Genomic DNA, 17240 nt, shown 5'->3' with positions numbered 1-17240 from the left:
ATTCTCATGACGACCCCTCACCTGCCCCAGCTTTCCCCGCTGCCCAACCAGTTCCGTGCGGACATCCTCGCGCGCAAGCGCCTGATTGGCTGCTGGACCTCGCTCGGCCAGCCGGTTACCACCGAGATCATCGGCCTGGCCGGCTTCGACTGGATGCTGCTCGATGGCGAGCACGCGCCCAACGACGTGCTGACCTTCGTGCCGCAGCTGATGGCGCTCAAGGACAGCACCAGCGCGCCCGTGGTCCGGCCGCCCTGGAACGATCCCGTGCTGCTCAAGCGCCTGCTGGACATCGGCTTCTATAACTTCCTGATCCCGTTCGTGGAGTCGGCCGAGGAAGCCCGCCGCGCAGTGCGGGCCACGCGCTACCCGCCGGACGGCGTGCGCGGGGTGTCCGGCGTACAGCGCCAGAACCGCTACGGCACGCTGCCGGACTTCTTCAAGACCATCAACGAGAACATCTGCGTGCTGGTGCAGATCGAGAGCCGCAAGGGCGTGGAGGCTGCCGACGAGATCTGCGCCGAGCCCGGCGTGGACGGCATCTTCATCGGCCCGAACGACCTCGCCGCCGCCTACGGCCACCTCGGCGACCCGAACCACCCGGAGGTGCAGGCCGCCGTGGCGCAGATCTACGACGCCGCCAACCGCGCCGGCAAGGCCATCGGCACGCTGACTCCCGTGGAGGCAGACGCCCGCCGCTACCTCGACATGGGCGCGCACTTCGTCGCCGTGGGGCTGGACCACACGCTGCTGCGCGACGCCTCCCGCGCGCTGCGCGAGCGCTTTGCGCAATGACGCTATCTATATAGGAATACGGATATGAGCAAGATCGGATTCATCGGACTCGGCGTGATGGGCGCGCCGATGGCGCAACACCTTCAGGCGGGCGGCCACACGGTCTACGCCCACACGCGCAGCGGCGTGCCGCAGGCGCTCCAGGATGCCGGCATGCAGGCCTGCGCCAATGCCACCGAGGTGGCGCGTCAGGCCGACGTCATCTTCCTGATGCTGCCCGATACGCCGGACGTGGCGCGCGTGCTGTTCGGCGAGCACGGCGTGGCCGAGGGCCTGAGCCAGGGCAAGACCGTGGTCGACATGAGTTCGATCTCCCCGATCGAGACGCGCGAGTTCGCGGCCCGCATCGAGCAGCTGGGTTGCGAGTATGTGGATGCGCCGGTGTCCGGTGGCGAGGTGGGGGCCAAGGCGGCCACGCTGTCGATCATGGCCGGCGGCAAGCAGGATGTGTTCGACCGCGTGCTGCCGCTGCTCCAGCTGATGGGCAAGAACATCACGCTGGTCGGCAATGTCGGTGACGGCCAGGTGGCCAAGGTGGCGAACCAGGTGATCGTGGCGCTGACCATCGAGGCCGTGAGCGAGGCGCTGGTGCTGGCCGCCAAGGCCGGCGCGGACCCGGCGCGCGTGCGTCAGGCGCTGATGGGCGGCTTTGCCAGCTCGCGCATCCTGGAAGTGCATGGCGAACGGATGATCAAGCGCACGTTCGACCCCGGCTTCCGCATCGAACTGCACCAGAAGGACCTGAACCTGGCGCTGTCCACGGCCAAGGCGCTGGGGGTGGGACTGCCGAACACGGCGTCCTGCCAGCAGCTGTTCAACGTCTGCGTGGCGCAGGGTGGCGCGGGTTGGGACCATTCGGGGCTGGTCAAGGCGATCGAGCATATGTCGTCGTTCGCCATCGGCGACAAGCCCAAGACGGCGGGCTGATGTCGGCGCTGAACTCCGACGACCTTGCGTGCTTTGTCTGCGTGGCCAACACGCAGAGCATCTCCCGCGCGGCGCTGGAGCTTGGCGCGGACCAGTCCACGGTCAGCCGCCAGATCGCCCGGCTGGAGACGGCGCTGGACACGCGCCTGTTCCACCGCAGCGGCCGGGGCGTGGTGCTGACCGAGTCCGGCTCCACGCTGCTCGGCTACGCGCGCCAGGTGGCGGTCACGCTCAACGAGGCCCGTGCCGCCGTGCGCAAGTCCACGGCACAGGGGCCGTCCCAGTTGGTCATCGCCGCGCAGCCGACCATCGCCAACACGGCCTTCGCGGCCATCGGCACGGCGCTCAAGCAGCGCTTTCCGGCGACCAAGCTGCGCTTTGCCGAAGGGCTGGCCAGCCCGATCCTTGCCTGGCTGGCTGCCGGCGAGATCGACGTCGCCCTGCTCTACCTGCCCGAGCAGCAAGGCGCGCTGAAGGTGGATGTCCTGCTGGAAGAAGACCTGACGCTGGTGACGCCCACCTCGTGGAGCCACCTCGGCCTGACCTTCCCGGTGCGGCGGCTGGGCGAAGTGCCGCTGATCCTGCCGAGTACCGGGCATGGCCTGCGCGTGCTGGCCGAATCGCTGGCCGCGCGCGCCGGCACCACGCTGAACATGGCGCTGGAGTGCGATGCCTCGAATACGGTGTCGATGCGGCTGGTGGAGGATGGCTGCGGCGCCACGCTGCTGCCGTTCGCCGCCGTGGCGGACCGCGTGGCCCAGGGGCGGCTGCACTCGGCCCGGCTGGTGGAGCCGGTGGTGACGCGCCAGGTAGTGCTGGCCACGGCGCGCAATCGCACCGTGGTGCCCGAGCTGTGGGACATCATGCAGACCGTGCGGCAGTCCGTGCGGAATATCGTGATGTCCGGCGCGTGGCCGGGAGCGCGGCTGGTCTAGCCCCGCCCCCGGGAATCCGGGTGGGATTCGCTTACTGCTTCGGCGCCTGCAGTTCCTGCTTGGCGGTTTCGTTGGCCGCCTTGTTGGCGTCCTTGCGCTCCTGCTTGGCGGCGCCAACATCCTGCTTGTATTCGCCCTTCGCGGCGGCCTTCTCGGCCTTGTACTGGTCGCTCGCAACCTTGCGGGCTTCGCGGCGCTCCACCAGCGGGTCCTTCGGCGGTTGAATCTGCGTCATGCCCGGCGGCACGGCGGCGTTGCCGCCGGCGGGTGCCGGGGCGGCCGTGGTCTGGGCGAAAGCGGTGGCGGACAACAGCCCAGCGGTCAGGGCGCCGATCAGCGAGCCAGTGCGGATGATTCGGTTCGTGGACATGTTCTTGGACATATGAGACCTCTCAAGATGTTGTTATCTCGGACGGTGCCCGCGTACAACCTGTGGCAGCGCGGGCACCACGCAATGCCGCACGCAGGATGTCTTGCCTTCCTGCGCCGCGCACCGAAGTTTAGAAGCCGACTCGTGCCCCGCGTGCCGCATTCCAACATCTCCTTACAAAAACTCATCGGCGCTGACAGACACTCTCCGACAACGCCACACTTTTCGCGAATTCTGCAGATTTGGCGTGCTTGAAGCGACCGGCTCCGTCGCCCACACTGGGAGGCATCGACCGTGCCAACCAGGAGGGATCATGCATCTCGAAGGCTCGTGCCAATGCGGCGCCGTGCAGTTCAGTCTGGAGTCCGATTCGCCCTGCCCCTACATGCATTGCCATTGCTCGATCTGCCGCAAGACTGGCGGCGGCGGAGGCTATGGCATCAACCTCGGCGGGGATGCCCACTCGCTGCGCGTTCGCGGCAAGAAGCATGTCTCGCGCTATCACGCCGTGATGCGCGAGCCCGGCCAGCGCCCCAAGCGCTCGAAGGCCTTCCGCCATTTCTGCGCCGAGTGCGGCAGTCCGCTGTGGCTCTGGGACCCGCGCTGGCCCGACATGGTCTACCCCAACGCGAGCGCCATCGACACGCCCCTGCCCCGCCCACCCGAAGTGGTGGAGGCTTCGCTGGAGAACGTCGCGCCATGGGTGGATGTGCCACGCGGCAAGGGCCATCGCCATTGCGAGACCTGGCCGGAAGAATCGCTGCACGACTGGCACAAGCGGCACCGCCTGCTGGCCTGAGTGGCCTAAAGTCGGACACTGGCCGACAGACGCCTGCCAAGTGATTTCCTATGCTCCAAGCATGGCGCCCCGCGCGCAAGGAGCCTGACATGCCGAGCTTCCGCCCTCTTCCTCTCCCGTTGGCCGTCTGCCTGACCGTCGCTGCGCTACTCGCCACGGGATGCGGCGAATCCGCCAAGCTGCCGGAGTCGGCCGGCATCGGCGCCTCGCCGCAATTGCCCGAGCCGAACAAGACGTTGATCCCGACCGTGCATATCGCGCCGGCCAAGGGCTGGGAGGACGGCAAGAAGCCGGTGGCGGCGGATGGCATGACGGTGACCGCATTCGCCGACAAGCTCGACCATCCGCGCTGGGTCTACGTGCTGCCCAATGGCGATGTCCTCGTGGCCGAGTCGAACGCGCCGCCCAAGCCGGACGACGGGAAAGGGATCAAGGGCTGGGTCATGAAGCAGGTGATGAAGCGCGCCGGCGCGGGCGTGCCGAGCGCCAACCGCATCACGCTGCTGCGCGACACCAACGGCGACGGCGTGGCCGACGAGCGCTCCGTCTTCCTCAAGGACCTGAATTCGCCGTTCGGCATGGTGCTGGTCGGCAACGACTTCTACGTGGCCAATACCGACGCCGTAGTGCGCTATCCCTACGCGCCGGGACAGCCGAGCATCACCGATCCGGGCCAGAAACTCGTGGATTTACCAGGCGGGCCGCTGAACCATCACTGGACCAAGAACATCATCGCCAGCCAGGACGGCAACAAGCTCTACGTCACGGTCGGCTCGAACAGCAACGTGGCCGAAAACGGCATCGACAAGGAAGCGGGCCGCGCCGCCATCTGGGAGGTGGATCGCCAGACCGGCCAGCACCGCGTGTTCGCCAGCGGCCTGCGCAACCCGAACGGCATGGCCTGGGAGCCGACCAGCGGCATGTTGTGGACGGCCGTGAATGAGCGCGATGAAATCGGCAGCGATCTGGTGCCGGACTACATTACCTCCGTGCGCGATGGCGGCTTCTACGGCTGGCCGTACAGCTACTACGGCCAGCATGTGGATGTGCGCGTGAAGCCGCCGGCCCCCGATCTGGTGGCGAAGGCCATCGTGCCCGACTACGCGGTGGGCACGCATACGGCTTCGCTAGGGCTGGCCAGCGCCGCCGGCAACAGCCTGCCGGCAAGGTTCCAGCACGGGATGTTCATCGGCCAGCATGGCTCATGGAACCGCAAGCCGCGTGCCGGCTACAAGGTGATCTTCGTCCCGTTCGAGCAGGGCAAGCCCAACGGTGCGCCCCTCGACGTGCTGACCGGCTTCCTGACCGCCGACGGCGACGCCCAGGGCCGCCCGGTGGGCGTGGCCGTGGACAAGCGCGGCGGGTTGCTGGTGGCCGATGACGTCGGCAATGTGATCTGGCGCGTGACCGGCGCGACTAAATAGATAGCGCCGAAAAGCAAAAACCGGCGGCGCGAGCCCCTCGCGCCGCCGGAAGACCACCCACCACGATGGTCCAAACAACAATCCGACTGTGAAGAATCAGAAGCGGTGCTGGAGACCCGCCGTGACGCCGACCTGATTGTTGGCAGAGCCCACAAAGTCGCGCGAGAGACTCACGGTCTGACCGTTGCGCGCCTTGGCATAGCCTGCGGACAGGTAGGCCATGGTGCGTTTGGAAAGATTGTATTGAGCGCGCAGCGAGAACAGGATCGGATCGCCGTCCGTCGCGCCCTTGATGTTCTGCTTGTACACCGCGCCGTAGAGCGTGAAGGCCGGCGTGAAGTCGTACGCCGCGCCCACCCAGTACAGGTCGCTCAGCTGCGAGGCCGCGCCGTTCGTGAAGGTGCGCTTGTAGTTGCGGTAGCCGCCGTACAGCGCCAGCGAGCCGAAGTCATAGCTCAGGCCGGCGTGGACGCCCTGGATATAGTCCATCGTATCGGCCGGCGTGGTGCTGCCGCCCGCGCCGTTCTGGCGATCCCAGGTCACGGCGGTAGCGAAGCCGCCCGACGAATAGCCGACGCCGACGTCGTATTTCGACGAAGACTTGAACTCGCCCGGCACCTCGCCCAGCGAAACCGTGGCGCCCAGTTTCACGCCGCCGAACGTGCCGTCATAGCGAACCACATTGGTCGCACGCGAGAACATGCCGTCCTTGCGCCCGCCCGACGCCGTGGACGAGGTCGCCCACGAGTAGTTCGGCGCGTAGCCCATCGGGTCGAACGGCAGCATGAAATCGTAGGTCGTGGTGAAGTCACGGCCCAGCAGCAGGCGGCCCCATTTGTTCTGCAGGCCCACGGTGGCGCGGCGGTCGAACAGTGTGTTGTCGGTGTCCAGCTTGCCGGTGTCGATGGCGATACCGCTTTCCAGTTGGAACACGGCCTTCAGGCCGCCGCCCAGGTCCTCGGTGCCGCGCAGGCCCCAGCGCGAGGTATTCTTGCCGCCCGAGATCACCTTGACTGCCGAACCACCGCCCGGCCCGGCGTGGTTGAGGTACTCCACGCCCGAATCCACGATGCCGTACAGCGTGACGCTGGACTGCGCTGCCGCACCGCCCGTAGCAACGCAAGCCATCCCGGCAACGACCCATGCCATCCGTTTCATGCCTGTCTCCTGTGTCTTTTTTGTGAGTGAACGGCGCGAATGGTATGGGAGGCTCACTTTCAGATCGCTTTCGAAAATCCTTCAAATACGGACCGTTGCGGGCGTGCGGATTGGGGCTTTCCCTAGCTAGCCCGCCCCGCTGCTTCCCGGTATCAATCACGCGCTGTTGCCGTTCCCCTGCCGCTACTGCCGTCCCCCTGCCATGCGTATCCTGCTTGCCGAAGACAACCTGAAACTGGCCGCCTCCCTCGTGGAGTCCCTGGGCCAGAGCGGCTTCACGGTCGATTGCATGCACGACGGCGCGAGCGCCGACAACCTGCTCTCCACGCAGGACTACGCGCTGGCCATCCTCGATATCGGCCTGCCCCGCCTGGACGGCCTGGAAGTGCTGCGGCGCCTGCGGCAGCGGCGCAACCCGGTGCCGGTGCTGATCCTGACCGCGCACGGTTCCGTCGAAGACCGCGTGCGCGGCCTGGACCTCGGCGCCGACGACTACCTCGCCAAGCCCTTCGCCCTGACCGAACTGGAAGCCCGCGCCCGCGCGCTGATCCGGCGCAGCCACGGCCACGACCGCACCGCGCTGCACTGCGGGCCACTCCACTACGACGCCGTCAGCCGGGCCTTCACGCTGCACGGCACACTGCTGGCGCTGACCGGGCGCGAGCGCGCGGTGCTGGAGATCCTGCTGATGCGCGATGGCCGGGCCGTCAACAAGGCCGCGCTATCGGAGAAGATCTTCGGCATCGAGGAGTCGGTGAACCCGGACGCCATCGAGATCTACGTCTACCGGCTGCGCAAGAAGCTGGAAGGCAGCGGCGTCGGCATCGTCACGCTGCGCGGGCTGGGCTACCTGCTCGAGGTGCGCGCCCCGGCCCCCGAGGACGCCAACCTCGCCGCCCAGCCGTGAGCCGGTCAGGACCTCGGCGATGAAATCGGCGAGCCTGCGCTGGCAGCTCTCGCTGTGGCTGCTGCTGCCGCTGCTCGGGCTGCTGGCGCTCGACGCCTGGCTGACCGACCGCCGCGCCATGGCCGCCGCCCACGAGGCGTTCGACCGCACGCTGGCCGCCTCGCTCAAGGCCATGCGCGAGGGCATTAGTCTGCGCGACGGCCGCGTGGAGGTGGAGGTACCCTACCTCGCCCTCGAAGTCTTCGACGCCGAAGCCGGTTCGCGCATTTACTACGAGATCCGCGACGAGACCGGCGCCACCATCACCGGCTATCCGGCCCTGCCGATGCCGGCCCAACCCGTGCGCGCGCTCTATCGCACGCAGTTTTACGATGCCGACTATCGCGGCGAGCCGGTGCGGATGGCCGCCATGCCGCTGCCGCTGCACGACGTGCGCTCCGCGCGCACGCAACTGGTCTGGGTGCTCGTGGCCGAGACCACCGAGCCGCGCGCGCAACTGGCCAATGACATCCTGATGGGATCGCTGCTGCAGGAGCTGATGCTGGTCAGCCTGGCGCTGGCCATCGTCTGGTTCGGGGTGCGGCGCGGGCTGCGGCCGCTGCACCGGCTGTCCGAGGCGATAAGCGCGCGTGGCCCGGACGACCTCCAGCCGCTGGACGCCGCCACGCTGCCCGTGGAGACCCAGCCGCTGGTCAACGCCGTCAACCAGTACGTGGCGCGGCTCCAGCGCATGGTCGAGGGGCGCAAGCGCTTCTTTGCCGATGCCGCGCACCAGCTCAAGACGCCGCTGGCCATCATCCAGGCCGAATCGGAACTGGCGCTGCGCGAACGCGAACTGGCCGGCGCGCGGGCGCATCTGGCCCGCCTCAACAGCTCGGTCCGGCAGGCGGCGAAGGAGGTGGAGCAGCTGCTGTCGCTCTCCCGGCTGGAGCCGGACAGCGGCTATGCGCCCACGCTCCACCGGCTGCGGCTCGGCGCGCTGGCGCAGGCGGTGGCCCTGGACTGGGCGCCACTCGCCCGGCGGGACGGGGTGGATCTGGGTTTCGAAGGAGACGTTGCCGAAGCTGGCGACGCGCAGGATGAGATCGACGGCCAGCCCGAACTCCTCCAGGAACTACTCGGCAACCTGATCGACAACGCGGTGCGCTACGCGGGCGCTGGCGCCATGGTGACGGTGCGTGTGCGCGGCACGCGGTTACAGGTGGAGGACAACGGCCCCGGCATCGCGCCGCAGGACCGGGAACCCGTGTTCCAGCGCTTCTATCGGGGGGAGGCCAGCGCAGCGCGCGCCGGCAGCGGGCTCGGGCTATCCATCGTGCGGGAAATCGCCCGACTCCACGGCGCGGCAATCGTGCTCGGCGACACGCCCGGCGGCGGCCTGACCATCGCGCTTCATTTCCCGCCTGCCGGGGGCGAGGCGGCCTAGCTCTTGCCCGTCAGCTTGCCGATCCGGCGCCCGAACCAGTCGTCGATCATGACCTTCTCGTAGCGCAGCCGGTCCGACGGCCCGTACAGGTTCACGCCCCAACCGAAATTCATGTTCGAGATGCGCTCCTGCGCGCTGGCCACCACCTCGTCACCGTGGCGCAGTTCATATTGCAGCGTCATGCGCGGCCACGTGGCATCCCGGATCACGCGCACCTGCTGCGCGTAGCGCCAGTCGATATAGCCGGCCAGATCGATGTCCAGCACCTCGATCGTCAGCGAATACCCCTCCGGCAACTTGCGCGCCGCCAGTTTGGCGAAGTGCTTTCGGATGTCATCGAGCACCTGCCGGTCACTGCCATACGACTGCGACCATGAGGCATCGGTATAGGTCTCGGGATGGATGAACGTCACCGACAACGCCGAAGACGGCTGCCCCTGCGAAGGCGCCGGCGCCCCGCCGGCCGCCCCGGACACCCCCAGCGTCGCCAAGGCAACCAGAACGGGAAAAAAGTACGTGGACATGGCATCACGCCTGCAGAAAGCACGGCCTGGAACGCCGACGGACGATGCCCGGACAAACGGGACAGGAACGCATGCGCCACCCGGCATCAAGCCGCTGAGCCCGGGATGGTTTCAGGATAGGTCAGCGGGGGAAACGCTGGCCCCTAACCGCCCGGGTTCCCCGCCATCGACGTTTCACAAGGCCTGGCGTAAGCTGAACCCCTCTTATTTCCCGACCCAGCGAGAAGCGATGCCCACCTATGACTACCGGTGTGACGATTGCGGCGATTTTGCGTTGATGCGGCCGATGGCGCAGCGGGACGAGCCGGTTGGCTGCCCGCACTGTGGCAAGGCTGCGGCGCGGGCGCTGGTGGCCGCGCCGGCGTTGGCGGGGGCACCGGGGGCCGTGCCGTCGGAGTTGGCGGGCCATGGTGCAGGGTGTGCCTGCTGCGGGCCGGTGAAGCTGGCCGGACGTGCCGATGGTGGCCGGGGTGGCGCGGGGTGGTCCAAGTTCAGCTCGGGCTGACCGGACCAGTCTACGTTTATCGTCCGCTCAGCGCGCCAGCCACGCCAGCAGCAGCGCGTTGACGGCCGTATCGGCCTCGTATTGGACCCAGTGGCCGGCGCCGGGCACGATCTCGCCGCGCCTGCCTTCCCGCCCGTCGATCAGGCTTGCCAGCACCTCTGGCGGATCAGCGGTCACGTCGTGCTCCCCGAAGGCCATCAGCACCGGCCCACCGAAGCGGTCCAGCGCCGCGCGCAGCCCGCCGGCGCGTGAAATCTGCTTGCTGCGGAAGCGCGTGTCGCGGCAGGACTCGGTGTAGGCGAGCAGCGCCAGCGCATCCACCTTGGCGGGGTCCGCGATCATGAACGCGGCGACGTTCTGCTGCATCGCCGCCGCCAGCGTCTCGGGGCTCTCGGCGCGGCGCCAGTCGACCAGCGCGATGGTCTGCCGCCGTGTGCCGCCGTGGCCACCCGGCCCCAGCAGCGCCAGCCCGCGCACGTTGGGCAGGCGGGAGGCCAGATGCGAGGCCGTCAGCCCGCCGAACGAGAAGCCGACCAGATCGACATCGCCCATATCGGGCAGTTGGGCGAAGTTCGCCACCACGGCCTCCACCAGCGCCGGCATGTCGGTCCCCACCGGGTCTCCAGAGACGCCATAGCCGGGCAGATCGGGCACCCAGACCGTATGGCGGGCCGCCAGCGCCTCGATATTGCGCACCCAGTGCAGCCAGCTGCCGTGGCCGCCGTGCACGAGCAGCGCATCCGGCCCGCTGCCAAAGCGGCGCCACACCATGCGGCACCCGGCCGCTTCCGTGACGCGGGTCGTGCCCTGCGCCGTCAATCGTGCGACGAATGCTGCCGCCGATGTGTCTTCCTTCAAAATCCTGCCTCCCCAGTGAATCCGCGCCGCTCAGAGCGGCAGCGACAAGCTCGCTTCCAGGCCGCCCTCGCGCCGATTCTGTAGCTTCAACTCCCCACGCATGGCCTTGGCCAGTCGCAGGGCGATGGCCAGCCCCAAGCCGCTGCCCGGACCCCGGCTGGCGGTGTGCGGCGACCGGTACCATGGCCTCAACACGGCATCCAGCTCCGATGGCGCGATCCCGGGTCCGGAATCGATCACAGCCAGATGCAGGCGCCTATTCTCCATGCGAACGGCGATGCGGACAACGCTGCCATAGCGAAACGCATTGTCGATCAGGTTGACCAGCACGCGGCGCAGCGCGTGTGGACAGGTGACGATCGGGCGTCCCACCTGCCCTTCCAGCGCCAGTGCGCAGCCCGCATCCCGATAGTCCTGGACCAGCACGTCGAGGAGGCTATCCGCGTCCACGCTCCGCAGCGGCTGTACAAGGCCGCTCTGCATGCGCGCGCAGGACAGGCTGGCTTCGGCGAGTTCCCGCATTTCGTCGAGATCACGCTCCATGGCGTGACGCAGCGGCGCGTCGTCGATCATCTCGCAACGCAGCAGCATGCGTGTCAGCGGCGTGCGCAAGTCATGCGCATACGATGCCTGCATGGTCAGCAGCTCGGATTCTCGCGCCTTGCATCGCCGGTACATCCATTGCGCACAAACCAGTGCAAAGAGCAGCAATCCGGCGCATCCGAGCAGGAGCACACTCGTCAGGGCTCCCGGTTCCATAGTCATTGGCATTCTCCGTTCGCCGTCAACCAAACGGCGCTGCGGAATATCACCATGACGCGGTGCAAGGCGCCATCATCCGGTGAGATGGCGGTCCCTAAACCTTCATTTACGCGAACGCTTCGCCGGTGGCCGGGCTAGGCAGCGCGCGCCTCGCCCAGCGCGCGCAAGATCTGAACGGCCTCTACCACCGTGCGCGCGTTCATCTTGCGCATCGCGTGGCCGCGATAAATCTTCGCGGTGATCTCGGCAATGCCCATGGCCGCGGCAATCTGCTTGTTCATCATGCCGGCCACGACATGCCGGAGGACCTCGCGCTCACGGGCGGTCAGCGTATCCCAGGACCGTCGCAGCCCGCGCAACGACTGCTCCGTTTCAAGCTGCTGCATGTCGCGCTCCAGCGCGGCAATGACGGCGTCGATCATGTCCTGGTCCCGGAACGGCTTGGCCAGGAAATCGACCGCACCAGCCTTCATGGCCTTCACCGACATGGCGATATCGGCGTGGCCGCTCATGAAGACGATCGGCATGTGCGGCTGGCCCTTTTGCATTGCCGACTTCTGGAACGCGAGCCCGCTTTGCCCGCGCAGGCGGACATCGAGCACAAGACAGGCGGGGCCGATCACTTTCGGCGCGCGCTGAAAGTCCTCCACGGACCCGAACGCCCGGACCTGCAGATCGATGGACTCCAGGAGGCTGGTCAGGGCTTTGCGCATCAGTTCGTCGTCGTCCACGATATGGACCGTGCCCTGGGCGAGCACCTGCGGATAAGCCGTGGAAGCATGGTGGGGGGCAGTCATGGTCGGAAACGGTGCGCTATAGAAGAAGTGAATCTGGAATGCTCTGACATACGCCGGCAGGCGCGCATCCATACCAAGGTATGGGTCTACACGGTATCCAGCGCCTGCCCCTTTGTCTCGGGCAACAGCAAGACCATGAGCAGCACCACGCCGTACGCGGCCCCCGAGAAAATGGCGATGGCCATGGCAAGACTCGTGGAGTGGCTGAGCATGCCGACCAGACTCGGAAACAGGGCGCCGATGCCGCGCCCGAAGTTGTAGGTAAAGCTCTGCCCGTTGGCGCGGCTTTCCGAGGGATACAACTCCGTCAGGTAGGCGCCGACCCCACTGAAAATGCCGCAGGACGCGAAGCCCAGCGGGAAACCGAGCCACAGCATCTCCGCGTTGGAAAGGGGCAGCGTCAGGTAGAGGTATACCGAGGCGATCGACAGCAGCGCAAACAGGATGAAGTTGCGCCGGCGCCCCCAGTAGTCGGACAGATAGGCGCCGACGACATACCCACAGAAGGAGCCGACGATGATCACCATCAGGTAGCCGCCGGTGTTCAGCACGGACAGGTGCCGCTCCAGCTTCAGGTAGGTGGGCAGCCATGTCGACATCGCATAGAAGCCGCCCTGGATGCCCGTGCACAGCAGCGCGGCCAGCACGGTCCGGCGCAGCAACGCCGGCGAGAAAATGACCCACATCGAAGCGGGCTTGACCCCTTGTCGCCTTGCCTCGGCCGCCGTCGCGAACACTTCGGGCTCCGGCACGTGCTTGCGCACGTACAGGACGAGCAGCGCGGGCAGGACGCCCACCCAGAACAAGCTGCGCCACGCCAGCGACTCGGGTAGCACCGAGAACGCAATGCTGTAGAGAATCGCCGCGAGCCCCCAGCCGACCGCCCAGCCGCTTTGCACCAGGCCGACCGCCTTGCCACGGTGCTTCGGGGCGATGATCTCCCCGATCAGCACGGCGCCCACGGCCCATTCCCCGCCGAAGCCGAGCCCCTGCAAGGCACGGAGCACGAAGATCTGCTCGAAATTCTGCGCGAAGCCGATCGCGAACGTGCAGACGGAGAACCAGAGGATTGTGCCCTGCAACACCTTGACCCGGCCGTAGCGGTCCGCCAGCATGCCCGCGATCCATCCGCCAATCGCGGAGAAGATCAGCGTCACGGTGCCCAGCAGCCCTGCCTGGCCCCGGTCCAGTCCCCAGACGTCGATCAGTGACGCGAGGACAAAGCTGAACACCATGAAATCGAAGGCATCGGTGGCCCAGCCGATGAACGATGCCAGGAACGTCCGCCTGGCTTGCGGGCTCAGTTCCGCATACCAGTCCAGGCTGGATGGGCTCGGCAACGCGGGCTGGTCAATGTTTTTTGTTGTCATTGTCTAGGCCGTTCGAAGGAACTATCGGGGCACGCCGGATGCCGCGTCGCGGGCGGCAAGCGCGCGACGGATGACATCGGGGGTAGCAGGCGCCTCGCGGATCCGCACGCCAATCGCATCATGGATGGCATTGAGGATGGCGGCCGCCGTGGGCACCAATGCCGGCTCGCCAATGCCTTTTGCCCCGTAGGGGCCGATGGCCGTGGGCGCCTCGATGAAGATCGACTGGACCTCGGGCATGTCGTGCACCGTGGGAATCAGGTAATCGTGCAGATTGTTGTGCCGGCCCGGGTGGTATTTCTCCATCAACGCCATGCCGACGCCCTGCGCCACCGCCCCCTCGACCTGCCCTTCGAGCAGCGTCGGGTTGACCATGCGGCCCACGTCATGCGCCGCCACCACTTTCAGCACGCGGACGCGTCCGCTCTCGCAGTCCACCACCACTTCCGCCATCTGGGCGCCGAACGCATAGGTCGCGTAGGGACTGCCTTGCCCGGCGGCATCTAGAGAAGTGATGGGCGGATCGAAACGCTCTTCCGCCGCGACGACATAGCCGTGGGCGTCGACCGGGAGCGTCCGAAGATCCAGGGCGTGATCGTCGATGGCGATGCCGCTCGCACTGACCCGGATCTTCGCATCGGCCGCCGCGCCTGCCAGCGCCAGCAGCCGGTGGCGCAAGGCCGTACCGGCAAGATAGGCTGCGCGGCCCGTGATGAAGGTCTGGCGCGACGCCGAGGTGCGGCCGCAGTCCGGTGTGAGATGCGTGTCGGGCCCGATGAACTGTAGTTGGTCGACCGGAACACCGAGCGCGTCGGCGGCGATCTGGGGAATGACCGTGTTCGCGCCCTGCCCCGCGTCCACCGCGCCCTGATGCAGGACCACCGTGCCGTCCGGCCGGACACCGAAGCGTACCGTGGAAGGATTCGGCAACGCCGTGTTGCCGCAGCCATAGAAGAACGCGGCGATGCCGACGCCATGGCGAATATGGCTGGGCGAGGCTGCGTTCAGGCTGGCGATGCGGCTCCGTGCCGCCTGCCATGCCGGACGCAGCGCGTCGAGGCATTCGACCAGCCCCACGCTGTGGTCGAGCACCTGCCCGGTCGGCAACGAGTCGCCGGGCCGCAGGGCGTTCTTCGCCCGAAACTCCAGCGGATCGATGCCCGCCGCGAGCGCAAGTTCGTCGATCAGTTGCTCCTGCGACATCATCGTCTGCGGCACGCCGAAGCCACGGAACGCCCCGGCGGGGGTGATGTGGGTATGGATGGCACGCGTGTGCGCACGGTAGTGCGGCAGGACGTACGGGCCGCCAGCGTGCACCGGCACCCGATTGGCCACAGCGGTGCCCCAGGAGGCAAAGGCACCGGTATTGAAATCGCCCTCGAACTCCACCGCGCACAACCGGCCATCGGCATCGGCGGCCATGGTAGACGTCATGCGGCCCGGGTGGCGCTTGGTCGAGGTGCCCATCGATTCTTCGCGCGAGAACACCATGGCCACGGGCCTGTCGAGGTGCCACGCCGCGATGGCGAGCAGCGGCTGGACCGTCATGTCCAGCTTGCCGCCGAAGCCTCCGCCGACGGCCGTGGCCACCACGCGCACCCGCTCGGGCGGCACGCCAAGGATACGGGCCAGATCGCCGCGATGCGGGTGCGGCGCCTGGGTGGACGAGTGAATCTCGATCATGTCGCCGACGCGCCGCGCCCAGCCCGCCTCCGGCTCAAGGTAGGCGTGCTCGACGAAACTCGAGTTGAACGTGGCGCTCACCACGTGACGGGCGTCCTGAATCGCGCGCCCGGTGTCGCCGCGGCGTACGTGCCCTTCGATCAGCACATTACCCGGACGGTTGGCATGGAGCTGCGGGCTGCCTTCGCTTACAGCTTCCGCGGGGGTCAGAACCGGCGCGAGGGGCTCCCACGCCACGGGAAAGCGCGCCAGGGACAGGGCCTCGATCGCCTCGCGCTCGCCGACGACCAGCGCTACCGCTTCGAGATAGTGCCGCGTCTCCGCTTCCGGCAGGACAGGCTGATCGGCGTACGGGGTGGCCACACCATGCAGATTGATCCCGGGGACATCGGCATGGGTCAGGATGCGATGCACACCGGGATGCGCATCGACGAACGCGTTCAGGTCGCCGAATGCGAAGCGCGCACGGTGATGGGGGCTGCGGACCGCGCGCACGACCAGACTGTTGGCCGGGTAAGCGTCGCCGCCGAAGCGCTGGCTCCCATCGACCTTCTCCGGCCCATCCAGCCGAGTCAGGGGCACGCCCACGGCGGGGCCTTCGGATGGCGGGGGGGTGCAATGCCGCACCCCGCTGCCGCAACCGACTTCGGTCACGGCGTCCACGATCTTCTGGTAGCCGGTGCACCGGCACAGCACGCCCTCGATGGCGGCACGGGCAGTTGCGCGATCGGTCACGCGGCCGGCGTCGATCGCCGTCGCCGACGCCATCAGCATGCCCGGCGTGCAGAAGCCGCATTGCACCGCCTGATGCGCGAGAAACGCCTGCTGGAGCCGCGCGCCACACTGCGTGCCTTCGGCCAGTCCCTCGACGGTCACGACGCGGCGACCCGCCACCTGCCCCACGGGGGTCAGGCAGGCATAGCGCGGCTCGCCATCCACCAGGACCGTGCAGCTTCCGCAGTCACCCTGGCGACAGCCGTCCTTCGTGCCGAATTGCCGCAGCCCGGTGCGCAGGTAGTCGAGAAGGCGCTGGGACTGGTCCGCTGGCAGCGGCAGGCGCTTGCCGTTCAGTTCGAAGCCCTCTTCTCCGGGCGGCGTCGGTGCTTCGCCGGCAGCGCCTGCGTTGGGAACGGAAAGGGAAATGTCATCCAGCAGATACGCCATGAGCGGCCTCCTCGATGCAATGGGTCAAGGCGCGCATGATGGCGAGCCGTGCGAGATGGGTGCGATGGGCGGCAGTCGCGCGGCAGTCTTCTATCGGAGACAGGGCTGCAAGCGAGGCGCCGTCGATGATGTCGCGCAGTGCTTCCGGCCGCTGCGCCAGCAATGACGCCTCCAGTGCCGGCATCCGCAGCGCGACCGCCGAGGCGCCGCCGACAGCAACGGCGGCGTCCTCCACTGTGTTCACTGCGGACATGCGCAGCCGCACGGCGGCTGATACCACGGCGAGGGCCGAGCCGTCACGATTTGTGCATTTGACGAACGCCGTGCGGTCCGCGTCGGCCGGCAGCGGAAACAGGATGGCGACGAGCAGTTCATCGGCCTTCAGGGCGACCTGACGGGCGCCCAGGAGAAATTCGTGCAGCGGCAGCCGCCGCACGCCCCGGACACTCGCCAGTTCGACCTGCGCATCAAGCGACAGCAAGGGCGGCACGCCATCCGCAATCGGCGACGCGTGGCACAGGTTGCCACCGACGGTGCCCTGGACGCGAATCTGCAGCGAGCCAACGGCCGCCGCCGCGTCCCGGAGCGCCACCGGCAGCCACGTGGTCAGTGCGACGGATTCCCAGGCGCTGGCGGCGCCGATCCGCACCCAGCCATCGCTCCGCTCGATGCGGCGCAAGGCGTCGATGCGGCTGATGTCCACCCATTCCGACCGGGCCGGCACGAGCGCCAGATCGGCGAAGGCATCGGTTCCGCCGCAGACCACACGCCGCCGCGGATCATCCGCAAGCGTTGCGAGCGCTTCCTCGACGGTGTGGGCACGGAAATAGTTCATG

17 protein-coding genes are annotated in these 17240 nt (G+C 67.6%); 8 read left to right on the top strand and 9 right to left on the bottom strand.

Annotation, left to right across the window (positions count from 1 at the left end):
• Positions 1–6 precede the first annotated feature (6 nt).
• From garL to BM115_RS19645, 3 genes are read left to right on the top strand one after another with little or no spacing between them, the layout of a single operon-like run.
• The gene (garL, locus tag BM115_RS19655; protein ID WP_092297858.1) at positions 7–795 is read left to right on the top strand and encodes a 2-dehydro-3-deoxyglucarate aldolase; all 789 of its coding nucleotides are present in this window, start codon (positions 7–9) and stop codon (positions 793–795) included.
• 24 nt (positions 796–819) lie between these two features.
• Positions 820–1722, top strand: a complete 903-nt coding sequence (locus tag BM115_RS19650) for a 2-hydroxy-3-oxopropionate reductase (protein ID WP_092297855.1) — start codon at positions 820–822, stop codon at positions 1720–1722.
• Positions 1722–2657 carry a LysR family transcriptional regulator gene (locus tag BM115_RS19645; RefSeq protein ID WP_092297852.1) on the top strand — a complete coding sequence of 312 codons (936 nt, stop codon included), beginning with the start codon at positions 1722–1724 and terminating at the stop codon, positions 2655–2657. Before BM115_RS19650 ends, BM115_RS19645 begins: the two co-directional genes overlap by 1 nt.
• Before the next feature lie 31 nt (positions 2658–2688).
• On the opposite strand, the gene BM115_RS19640 is transcribed toward BM115_RS19645, so the two are convergent.
• Entirely contained in the window at positions 2689–3027 is a 339-nt protein-coding gene (locus BM115_RS19640; RefSeq protein ID WP_092297967.1) for a hypothetical protein, read from the bottom strand.
• Between the two features lie 313 nt (positions 3028–3340).
• On the opposite strand from BM115_RS19640, the gene BM115_RS19635 reads away from it, so the two are divergent.
• A complete protein-coding gene (locus BM115_RS19635; RefSeq protein WP_092297849.1) occupies positions 3341–3826 on the top strand; it encodes a GFA family protein in 486 nt (161 codons plus the stop codon).
• A gap of 89 nt (positions 3827–3915) precedes the next feature.
• On the top strand, positions 3916–5250 hold the full coding sequence (locus BM115_RS19630) for a PQQ-dependent sugar dehydrogenase (protein ID WP_092297846.1): 1335 nt from the start codon (positions 3916–3918) through the stop codon (positions 5248–5250).
• 96 nt (positions 5251–5346) lie between these two features.
• On the opposite strand, the gene BM115_RS19625 is transcribed toward BM115_RS19630, so the two are convergent.
• The gene (locus tag BM115_RS19625; protein WP_092297843.1) at positions 5347–6408 is read right to left on the bottom strand and encodes a porin; all 1062 of its coding nucleotides are present in this window, start codon (positions 6406–6408) and stop codon (positions 5347–5349) included.
• A gap of 202 nt (positions 6409–6610) precedes the next feature.
• Between BM115_RS19625 and BM115_RS19620 the strand changes: the two genes are divergently transcribed.
• Both BM115_RS19620 and BM115_RS19615 read left to right on the top strand, forming a co-directional pair.
• Positions 6611–7315, top strand: coding sequence for a response regulator (locus tag BM115_RS19620; protein WP_092297840.1), 705 nt, complete (start codon positions 6611–6613; stop codon positions 7313–7315).
• Between the two features lie 19 nt (positions 7316–7334).
• Entirely contained in the window at positions 7335–8741 is a 1407-nt protein-coding gene (locus tag BM115_RS19615) for a sensor histidine kinase (RefSeq protein WP_092297838.1), read from the top strand.
• On the opposite strand, the gene BM115_RS19610 is transcribed toward BM115_RS19615, so the two are convergent.
• Positions 8738–9265: a DUF3016 domain-containing protein gene (locus BM115_RS19610; protein ID WP_177219970.1), complete on the bottom strand. Its 528-nt coding sequence runs from the start codon at positions 9263–9265 to the stop codon at positions 8738–8740. The two genes, BM115_RS19615 and BM115_RS19610, sit on opposite strands and share 4 nt — an antisense overlap.
• Before the next feature lie 229 nt (positions 9266–9494).
• Between BM115_RS19610 and BM115_RS19605 the strand changes: the two genes are divergently transcribed.
• Positions 9495–9770, top strand: a complete 276-nt coding sequence (locus tag BM115_RS19605) for an FmdB family zinc ribbon protein (RefSeq protein WP_092297832.1) — start codon at positions 9495–9497, stop codon at positions 9768–9770.
• Between the two features lie 27 nt (positions 9771–9797).
• Here BM115_RS19605 and BM115_RS19600 read toward each other — a convergent pair whose 3' ends face one another.
• The 6 genes from BM115_RS19600 to BM115_RS19575 form a co-directional block, all read right to left on the bottom strand.
• Entirely contained in the window at positions 9798–10628 is an 831-nt protein-coding gene (locus BM115_RS19600) for an alpha/beta fold hydrolase (protein ID WP_255370911.1), read from the bottom strand.
• Positions 10629–10658: 30 nt separating this feature from the next.
• Positions 10659–11393 carry a sensor histidine kinase gene (locus BM115_RS19595; protein ID WP_369823503.1) on the bottom strand — a complete coding sequence of 245 codons (735 nt, stop codon included), beginning with the start codon at positions 11391–11393 and terminating at the stop codon, positions 10659–10661.
• Between the two features lie 131 nt (positions 11394–11524).
• A complete protein-coding gene (locus BM115_RS19590) occupies positions 11525–12187 on the bottom strand; it encodes a response regulator transcription factor (protein ID WP_092297961.1) in 663 nt (220 codons plus the stop codon).
• Between the two features lie 86 nt (positions 12188–12273).
• Positions 12274–13557, bottom strand: a complete 1284-nt coding sequence (locus BM115_RS19585; protein WP_092297826.1) for an MFS transporter — start codon at positions 13555–13557, stop codon at positions 12274–12276.
• A 21-nt stretch (positions 13558–13578) separates the two neighbouring features.
• Positions 13579–16404: a molybdopterin-dependent oxidoreductase gene (locus BM115_RS19580; RefSeq protein ID WP_092297823.1), complete on the bottom strand. Its 2826-nt coding sequence runs from the start codon at positions 16402–16404 to the stop codon at positions 13579–13581.
• Entirely contained in the window at positions 16385–17239 is an 855-nt protein-coding gene (locus BM115_RS19575; RefSeq protein ID WP_092297820.1) for an FAD binding domain-containing protein, read from the bottom strand. Before BM115_RS19575 ends, BM115_RS19580 begins: the two co-directional genes overlap by 20 nt.
• Position 17240: the final 1 nt, after the last annotated feature.

Origin of the sequence: Cupriavidus sp. OV096 (assembly GCF_900115455.1) — a bacterium.
In the GTDB taxonomy this organism is placed as follows: Bacteria; Pseudomonadota; Gammaproteobacteria; order Burkholderiales; family Burkholderiaceae; genus Cupriavidus.
The sequence above is the reverse complement of the archived record's forward strand: the minus strand, read 5'-3'. Positions and strand labels throughout refer to the sequence as shown.